This is a genomic window from Lutispora thermophila DSM 19022 (assembly GCF_900142105.1).
Classification (GTDB): Bacteria; Bacillota; Clostridia; order Lutisporales; family Lutisporaceae; genus Lutispora; species Lutispora thermophila.
On record NZ_FQZS01000045.1, the window covers coordinates 1 to 8,127 of the forward strand.

The 8,127-nt window shown below is 33.6% G+C and carries 10 protein-coding genes; 3 read left to right on the forward strand and 7 right to left on the reverse strand.

Features of this window, described 5'->3' with window-relative positions; genetic code table 11:
* The 3 genes from BUB48_RS16980 to BUB48_RS16990 all read right to left on the reverse strand — a co-directional run.
* Positions 1-1,085 (reverse strand): cache domain-containing protein (locus BUB48_RS16980; protein ID WP_139250032.1); only part of this gene is annotated, 1,085 nt, incomplete at its 3' end.
* Between the two features lie 905 nt (positions 1,086-1,990).
* Positions 1,991-2,524: a glutathione peroxidase gene (locus BUB48_RS16985; protein WP_073028050.1), complete on the reverse strand. Its 534-nt coding sequence runs from the start codon at positions 2,522-2,524 to the stop codon at positions 1,991-1,993.
* Between the two features lie 74 nt (positions 2,525-2,598).
* Positions 2,599-2,793, reverse strand: coding sequence for a hypothetical protein (locus tag BUB48_RS16990; RefSeq protein ID WP_073028052.1), 195 nt, complete (start codon positions 2,791-2,793; stop codon positions 2,599-2,601).
* A 247-nt stretch (positions 2,794-3,040) separates the two neighbouring features.
* Between BUB48_RS16990 and BUB48_RS16995 the strand changes: the two genes are divergently transcribed.
* Positions 3,041-3,442 (forward strand): bacteriohemerythrin, encoded by a 402-nt coding sequence (locus BUB48_RS16995; protein WP_073028055.1) that lies wholly within the window; start codon positions 3,041-3,043, stop codon positions 3,440-3,442.
* A gap of 121 nt (positions 3,443-3,563) precedes the next feature.
* Here the strand turns inward: BUB48_RS16995 and BUB48_RS17000 are convergent, their stop codons facing one another.
* A complete protein-coding gene (locus BUB48_RS17000; protein WP_073028058.1) occupies positions 3,564-3,914 on the reverse strand; it encodes a DUF2200 domain-containing protein in 351 nt (116 codons plus the stop codon).
* Positions 3,915-4,187: 273 nt separating this feature from the next.
* Here BUB48_RS17000 and BUB48_RS17005 point away from each other — a divergent pair, with 273 nt between their 5' ends.
* Together BUB48_RS17005 and BUB48_RS17880 are read left to right on the forward strand one after the other, a co-directional pair.
* Positions 4,188-4,556 carry a DUF4183 domain-containing protein gene (locus BUB48_RS17005; RefSeq protein ID WP_073028060.1) on the forward strand — a complete coding sequence of 123 codons (369 nt, stop codon included), beginning with the start codon at positions 4,188-4,190 and terminating at the stop codon, positions 4,554-4,556.
* A gap of 105 nt (positions 4,557-4,661) precedes the next feature.
* Positions 4,662-6,020: a DUF4183 domain-containing protein gene (locus tag BUB48_RS17880; RefSeq protein WP_175548460.1), complete on the forward strand. Its 1,359-nt coding sequence runs from the start codon at positions 4,662-4,664 to the stop codon at positions 6,018-6,020.
* Positions 6,021-6,271: 251 nt separating this feature from the next.
* On the opposite strand, the gene BUB48_RS18220 is transcribed toward BUB48_RS17880, so the two are convergent.
* The 3 genes from BUB48_RS18220 to BUB48_RS17025 form a co-directional block, all read right to left on the reverse strand.
* Complete coding sequence (locus BUB48_RS18220) at positions 6,272-6,445, reverse strand: hypothetical protein (protein WP_175548461.1); 174 nt, start codon at positions 6,443-6,445, stop codon at positions 6,272-6,274.
* Positions 6,445-7,479, reverse strand: coding sequence for a right-handed parallel beta-helix repeat-containing protein (locus BUB48_RS17020; RefSeq protein WP_073028063.1), 1,035 nt, complete (start codon positions 7,477-7,479; stop codon positions 6,445-6,447). The genes BUB48_RS18220 and BUB48_RS17020 overlap by 1 nt, the downstream gene beginning before the upstream one ends.
* A gap of 375 nt (positions 7,480-7,854) precedes the next feature.
* Positions 7,855-8,127 (reverse strand): integrase core domain-containing protein (locus tag BUB48_RS17025; protein ID WP_139250034.1); only part of this gene is annotated, 273 nt, incomplete at its 5' end.

Sequence of the window (8,127 nt, forward strand, 5' to 3'; positions counted from 1 at the left end):
TGCAAAGAATGAGAGGCTAAATTCGAAGCAACGGATTGAATATTGCTTACCAAGCCTCTTAAGTTTTCAGTCATAGTCTTCAGGCTGTGATAAAGTTCTCCTATTTCATCCTTTGTATTTACTTTAACTTCAAAATCTTTCAAATCCCCATCGGCTATTGTTTTTATTATTGAGGACACATCCACCAGTGGCTTTGTAAATCGTCTTGAGAAGTAGAAACCCAATAATCCAACAATTATAGCAGCTGCAATAAGCATAGCAACACATACATTCAAAAGTTTATAGGAAGAAGACATAGCCATCGCAACAGGTGTCTCTACGGCAATTAACCAACCTGCCTGTTGGTTCAATGCATGGCTGACAATGACTTCTTCACCTTCGATGTTTGCAGTCTTCAGAGTAGCATTTTGTCCCGCAAGACCTGCTTGTATAAATTCCAATGAATTGAAATCTTCCTGGTTTTGAACATATTCCATATTAGGATGGGCCAATACGGTACCTTGCCTTGAGAGAACATAGACATCTGTACTACCTTCTGAAAGTTCTGTAACAAACTCACTTACTTGTGAAAGCCCAATACTTGCTTGTAGGGCTCCGACTATGTTGTTATTCATATCACGAACCGGAGTGGCAATAACTACAATTAGGTTTCCAGTATCCTTCGCTACGAGAATATCTGATACACATTCTTCAATCCCACTCATTGCTTGCTTAAAAAACCCTCTATCACCGATATTGATTAAAGCATCATCGTCACTTCTAACAACCTGTTGCCCTTGTGCATCAGCAAGAGAAATAATTATATCTGGATTTGCTTTTTTAGCACCTAACAGAACATCTTTCGTATTTTCTATATCAAAATTACGAACTGCCGGTTGATTGGCTATAATATGTAATGTGTTAAAATTCTTCTCAAGCATTCCGTTTATTTCAGCTTTTGCAACCTCCAATTTGTCCTTGTTCAGTTGATAGATAGACTGTCTGGAAGTTGATACAAATGCGGATCCGGACACACCTGAAAAGATCAGTAGTGGAATTAAGCTAGTAGATAATAGCATTAAAAGTAACCGTGTTCTGAGCTTCATATTAACTCCTCCTTTTTAAATCTGTTAATTGTTAAATTAAAAGTGAAATAATCGCATAATGGGTCAAAAATAAAGATTGGATACTTTGACTAATTGTGCCATAATCCCAATATAGTTTTACTATGAATATATTTGGTATTTACCATAAATCAGCAACTTATTATTAATAGATAATTAATATAATTTTATATGTACATACCTTTAAATTTTACGACTAATTATGGTAAATTTCAAGATTATTCGTCTATTTTCGACAAAAATAAAAAGAATAATTATTATTATCAAAATTTCGAAAGGTATTTTATGATTCAATTACTAAATGTTGGAGATGTACCTTTGATTCATCATTATTAAAAAGAAATGTCATAGTTTCTATGGAATTGTGATTAAAGTAAATTCTAAATGTCAGTTGAATTAATTATAGAGACATTCATAACCCAACTGACTCTTAGTTTTCTTATCTTATAATGTCCTTGGATGATGTATTGATTCACCAACTGCATTGGTATACTTGATGTTTATAAAACTATCTCAATAAAATAGCTGATTTAATAAACAGGTTAAATCCTTCAACGGAGGCACCCATATTATCATAATATATACGCCTATTCCACAACTGCTGATTTTGGCTTGCCCTCTTAAAGGTGTCAACAATGACCATGTAAATGAGGAATGACACTAGTTTCCATGATCTTGATTATACATATGAAGAAATACTTTCATCTAATAGACTTGAAAAGTTCGATGAAAACAAAAATTGGCTGTGCACTACTAATCAACTATATGTTGTGCAACAGCCTTTCTTATTATCACCAATGTTGCAGACAGGAAATTCACAGTCTCATAACAGAATATTTGCTTCTTGTGAACTCTTTCATGAACATTACAATTTATTAACGGTTAGTTTAAAGAAGTTTCTCAATATCTTTTTCTAGTTGTTCTGGCTTATAAGCCGGTGAATACCTGGCATATACATTTCCATTCCTATCGATGAGAAATTTTCCAAAATTCCATTTAATATCGCCAGGTCTCGCATCAGGTGTATATTTTTTTACTTTTTCCTCAAATGCCAATGTATCTGCATCTCCCTTATCCTCTGGAGCCTGCCCTTTGAGCCATACATATAGCGGACTAGCATTTTCTCCATTGACATCTACCTTAGCAAAGCGAGGAAAAGTTGTTCCAAAGTTCAATTTGCAAAAATTGGCAATATCATCGTCTGTACCAGGTGCTTGATTTAAGAACTGATTGCAAGGGAAATCCAGAATTTCAAATCCCCTATCTTTATACTTCTTATACAGTGCCTCCAAACCGTCATATTGAGGAGTCAAGCCGCATTCTGTGGCAGTGTTTACAATTAGCAGAACTTTTCCTTTGTACTGGGATAAAGATACATCTTCTCCCATATTGCTTTTTACTGTAAAATCATATACCTTCATCTTTCATTCTCCTTTATTTTAATTTTACATTCATCAAGAATCTTGCATAACAGTTTTTAAAGCATTTTAGGTTCTTAGTCATTTATATTTATACACTTAGCTATCTGCTTTAGAATCATAGTTGCCTTTTCCTTCAGTTTCTCACCCACTTTTGTAAAAATGATATCCATGGTACTTGCCAACATCACAATATATTGTGTGAAAATAGGCCCTATTTCATCATCAATTTTATTCCCACATTCTCTTCCTTCCAAATAAATCATCAGCAATACTGATTACGACATCCTTTAGCTTAATTTTTTCAATCACATCTTCTCATCCTTCGCCTTCAATTATAATTCTTCCTTTCACCACCAGATAGCTTTATCCAAAATCTGATTCTCATAGAAAGAAGTTTTTTGTTCTTCCTTTTGATTACTCTCGACACATAAATCATCCTTTTTGGAAATCTATTGAGTTTTTCTGTAAAAAGCTATACAATCTATATGATGAAAATAATATGAAAGGAGGATTTTTATGGCCATTGCATGGACTCCTAACCTATCAGTCGGTGTCAAGGAAATTGATGACCAACACAAAATATGGTTTGAAAAAGCTAATGAACTATTTGAAGCCGGTAAAGCACAAAGAGCTAAGGAATATATAAATACAATGATTGATTTCTTAGATGATTATACAAAGCAACACTTTAAAGATGAAGAAGCCTATATGGAAAAAATCGGCTACCCTGAGCTCGATGCCCAAAAGAAAGCACATGCAAGCTTCATTGAAGAACTTGCTAAATTGAAGAAAGAATATAACGAATCTGGTGGTAATATTCTAGTTGTAATAAATGCAAACAAAATGGTTATAAACTGGCTTACAAACCATATAACAACCATGGATAAAAAAATAGGCAATTATGCAAAAACTCTTTAGTTATTAATTCAAGGCTATATGGGATTACATGCCAATCAACGGCTTGCAATCCCTATAACTTTTATCATTGTGGTGGACATTTCCTGCAAGGCTTATTTTCCTTATCTACAATCCCTAAGCTTTAACTCCTCAAAATCTTTTCCATTGGTTTTCCTTTTGCCAATTCATCAACCAATTTATCAAGCCAACGAATTTTCTGCATTAGAGTATCTTGTATTTCTTCTACCTGATATCCACAAATCACTCCTGTAATTTTAGGGGCATTTGGGTTTATCTGGGGAGCCTCGTTAAAAAAGGTTTCATAATCCACATTCTTTACAATTTGTTCTTGCAATCCGGAGTAATCATATCCCGTCAACCAGTAGATCACTTCATCAACCTCGGATTTGCTTCGCCCTTTACGTTCTGCCTTCTGAACCAGCAATGGATAGACCTTCGAAAATGGCATTTGGTATACCCGTTCATTTGTCATTGAGTGTCACTCCCTTTCTTTCTATCTCTATTATCTACCGTAGTAGCTCATACTCTATCCTCACCATCATTATCTTCTGCTTACTTAAATTTTCCCAATGCATTACATTATATTTATTTGTAATTAGAGTAACATATCCAATTTACTCACTCAACAGTTAAATATTTTTTTATATCTCTACATAAGAATATCAAGTTTTGTCCTGCACCACCCACATCTAGTCCACATATTATGTAGTGCAAAGATAATCAAATCATAAAAGGAGGGTAAAGCATGGCTACATTGTTTAAACTTGCCATAACTGCTGAAACAGTAACAACTGTTTCAACTAACCCGGATGTGAAAAGATTCTTTTATACTGTAGATCCTCAACATATTGCTTCAGAAGTCTTAACCATTCCGGCAACTGCTTTTATAGACGACCAAGATAATCCCGTAACTACTATTACTGAAGTTACAGCAGGTAATGGCTATTATCTACTGTTTATAAATGGCGCATTGCAACAGGAAACCTTATATACAGTTTCAACTACAGACGTAATAATCCAGGATGCAACCAATATTCCAGAAGATGCACTAGTTACTCTAATTGTTACTAACTTCGTTCCAAATGCAGATTCTAATACCACAATAATAACTTAACTAAAAGAAAGGGTGGGGCATCATGCCCACCCTTCTGTTTCAAATGTAACTATGAACAATATATGGGAATAAAATAATGTAGAAGGTTTGCTTGGAGTGAAAATGATGTCTAACAATATGTCATGGAAAATTGAATGTCACCTTACAGATAAAGAAGGAAACATTTTAAACCCATACAAGCCCAATGCAATTAAATATATCAATATAACACCTCCTAACATTGTTTTTAAAAAGCGTGTCCAGTTACCCTCGGGAAAAATTGTGGATATGAACAAGTTTTTGGTGTTAATAAAAGGCTATGTTTCCCTTTTTATAGGTGATAATCGCATCTCAAAACCAATACCATTTAAGGCATATAAATTTTTTCATCTTTACGCACCAGAAGGAACTAATGTATTTTTTAGAACCTATAGTTTTAAATGTTGTATTGCTGACATGTGCACTAAAAATAATTCACTTAATAAAAAAATAAAAGTGATGCTTGGCACTGTTGTTCATTCAGAGGGTCAAGCAGACTTAGTTATTCCTGTCATAGATAATTCAACGGAAAATGTCAATATTTTTGCATTAGAAAGAGAATGTGTCAATGTTACAAAAATATTTCACCAATGCCTTTTCACAAATGCAATAAATATTACATACAAAGAAAAAATCATTAAAGCTGAAATATATCAATATACCACTTTCTCTGATGGAATCAAAAAAACATATACTGATAAAGATGAAATAAGCAAATACAACAAGCGGGGCATCCTTGATCCTAATAAGGTTTCGTACTGTTCCCTCTTTATCAATGGAGTCTTACAGCCAAAGGTTAACTATGATATCAAAAAGGGATTGCTCACATTAAAAACAGAAGATGTTCCTCAGAAAAAAGCTCCTATAATAATTAACTTTGTTACTTTCAAAGATAGAAACGGCAGGATCTTGCCGGTAGAAGTATATTGCTATAATACCATTTCCAATGGGATGAAGAAAGAATTCAATGACGAAGATGAACTAAAATGCTATGGATACAAAGGTATAATGGATCCTGAACAAGTATCCCTTGTTAATTTATATATCAATGGAGTGTTGCAGCCGAAAGTTAATTATGAAGTAAAAAAGGGACTTCTCACTTTACTGACCTCAGATATACCTATCAAAGGAGCCCCTATTACCTTAGAGTTCATAACCATAAAAGGCAGCTATGGTCAAGTTCTTAAAGCAAAAACTTATACTTATAATGCCCTTGCCCATGATAGAAACACCTATACTAACAATGATGAAATAAAAATGTATGGATATAAAGGCATACTCAATCCTAAAAAAGTTTCCTATCACAACCTTTTTATAAATGCTGTTATTCAACCTTCTTACAATTATACAGTATATCAAGGTTTGCTTACTTTAAACACAAAGGATCTCACCTTAAAAGGTTCACCGATTTCTTTGGAATTTGTAACTATATCCTATTTATGTTGATGCTGATGTCTAAACGACTCAGTCTTCACACTACATTTTTACCAATACACACAGTTAATTTAGAAGATCAGATAGAACACCAAAGAAACTGATTGAAAATAATTAAGCAATCATGGAGCAAATCTAATATAACCATCTTCCAATGCAATAATTTCTTTGCTGACAAAATGCTTAAAAACCAAGCCATAATAAACTAAGGCTTGGCAACTCCATAAACATAGCTATTTCAAATTATTCATTAAATCCATATTTTACAGCTTTGCTAATTCCTGTTCAAGGGATTCTAATTCTCTCCTGTAAATTTCCAGAGCAGTTTCCTGGCTAGTTCTTAAATGTTTCGGAACTCTGTCCATCATATTTTCACAATCTTCGATTACTTTTTTCTTCCTGGTTATTTCGTTTTCTATTTTCATTTTCGCATCCATTAATTGACACCTGCCTTTGATTCATGGATATTATTATCTTCTTCATCAGAATAACCTTCACAAACAGCACTTGGTGATTCACAAAGCTCACATGTTTTTTCAATATTATTTATAATATTGTTGTTGGAACCTATGTCGATTATATTCTCCGGAACATTGCATACCAGCTTATTATTCATTACAAGATTTCCTGTAGATTCTTCACCAAGCAAAATTCCAGAATCTCCATTATATGATATTTCATTATCTATGAACACTCCAAATTGTCCGTTATTATTCTCTATGCCTTCTTCACGATTGCATACTACATTGTTTCCACCTGCAAAATAATTGGTATATTCCTCAAAAATAATATGGGTACCAAATATAGTACCTTTAACCTTATTTCCAATAAACACAGAGTCTCTTTCTTGACTTACTATCACCCCTAGACCATTATCTATCAATAAATTATTAAACGCCAGATTGTTGCTGCCGTACATCTCTAAGCCATTGTTCCTGTTTCTTATGGATTTGTTGGATATGAAGCCATTGTTGCTATCTTGTGATAAAAAGGATTCAAACCCATCTCCATAACATCTGCTAACTACATTCTCAACAACACGATTATTTGTGCTACCTCCAATTAATAATATGCCATCGTAACAATAACTAATTTCATTTCTCCAGATTAGATTATCCCTGGAACTTACTATTTCCACTCCATGTTCTAACATATTATGAATTCTGTTATTTATTATTCTATGTCCAAACCCAAATTCAACTAATATGCCACTAGCTCTATAATGTCTTATGTTGATACCTTCTATCCCTACTCCAACTACATCAGGCAGTATGAAGGCATCAAGGAGGATACTTCTACCATCAAAGATGACTCCTGGCCCCTTAGCAACAATTCTAATATAGTTTTTTAAAACGGCAACACTTTGAAAATATATGCCCTCTTCCAAAAGGAGTACATCTCCTTCATTTACATTGTCTGAGAGTATTAGTTCTGTAATATCCATAAGTGGTGTCACATTGATTACTGACATAAAAACACTTCCTTTCATATAATTTAATAAGCTTGTTCAATAACAATATATTTCCTACATAGCAATATGTGACATGCTTCCAATATGGTATCTTTCAATCCATCATAATCACAACCATTGGTAAATGAAGATTTTAAAATCCCAATAATTAAATAGGAGCAACTTTTTTGATTGCTCCCGAATTGCTTTCTCATATATTCACCATCATCATGGAAGCTTCACTTTGGGTATATGATTTTACCAGTGCATATACCAGATTATCTTCTTCTATTTCAGTCAAATGAAGAACATCGTTTACTTCAACTACCATTCTTTATTTACGGCAGTTTTACCTTGGACCTATGTCAATATTTTAGACACAAAAACTCGGATTTACTATGCTGATTTTCTAGCCATATCCTCACATTGCTGAGGGGTAATATACCCAATGCTACCATGGATTCTCTTTCTGTTGTACCAGGATTCTATGTATTCAAAAATTGCCAGTCTTGCAGCATTAAAATCGTAGTAGGTTACTAGGTTAACCTCTTCCTTTTTTAGGGCAGCATGAAAAGACTCAATACAGGCATTGTCATAGGGATTTCCCTTAGAACTGAATGAGTGAATGAATTTAATTTCTGATATATATTCTGAGAATCTAGAGCTTGT

Excerpts from the sequence above, each read along its gene's own strand:
- BUB48_RS16985 (WP_073028050.1), bottom strand. The coding sequence starts at position 2,524 with ATGAAGGTATATGATTTTACAGTAAAAAGCAATATGGGAGAAGATGTA.
- BUB48_RS16995 (WP_073028055.1), top strand. The coding sequence starts at position 3,041 with ATGGCCATTGCATGGACTCCTAACCTATCAGTCGGTGTCAAGGAAATT.
- BUB48_RS17000 (WP_073028058.1), bottom strand. The coding sequence starts at position 3,914 with ATGACAAATGAACGGGTATACCAAATGCCATTTTCGAAGGTCTATCCA.
- BUB48_RS17005 (WP_073028060.1), top strand. The coding sequence starts at position 4,188 with ATGGCTACATTGTTTAAACTTGCCATAACTGCTGAAACAGTAACAACT.
- BUB48_RS17880 (WP_175548460.1), top strand. The coding sequence starts at position 4,662 with ATGTCTAACAATATGTCATGGAAAATTGAATGTCACCTTACAGATAAA.
- BUB48_RS18220 (WP_175548461.1), bottom strand. The coding sequence starts at position 6,445 with ATGGATGCGAAAATGAAAATAGAAAACGAAATAACCAGGAAGAAAAAA.
- BUB48_RS17020 (WP_073028063.1), bottom strand. The coding sequence starts at position 7,479 with ATGTCAGTAATCAATGTGACACCACTTATGGATATTACAGAACTAATA.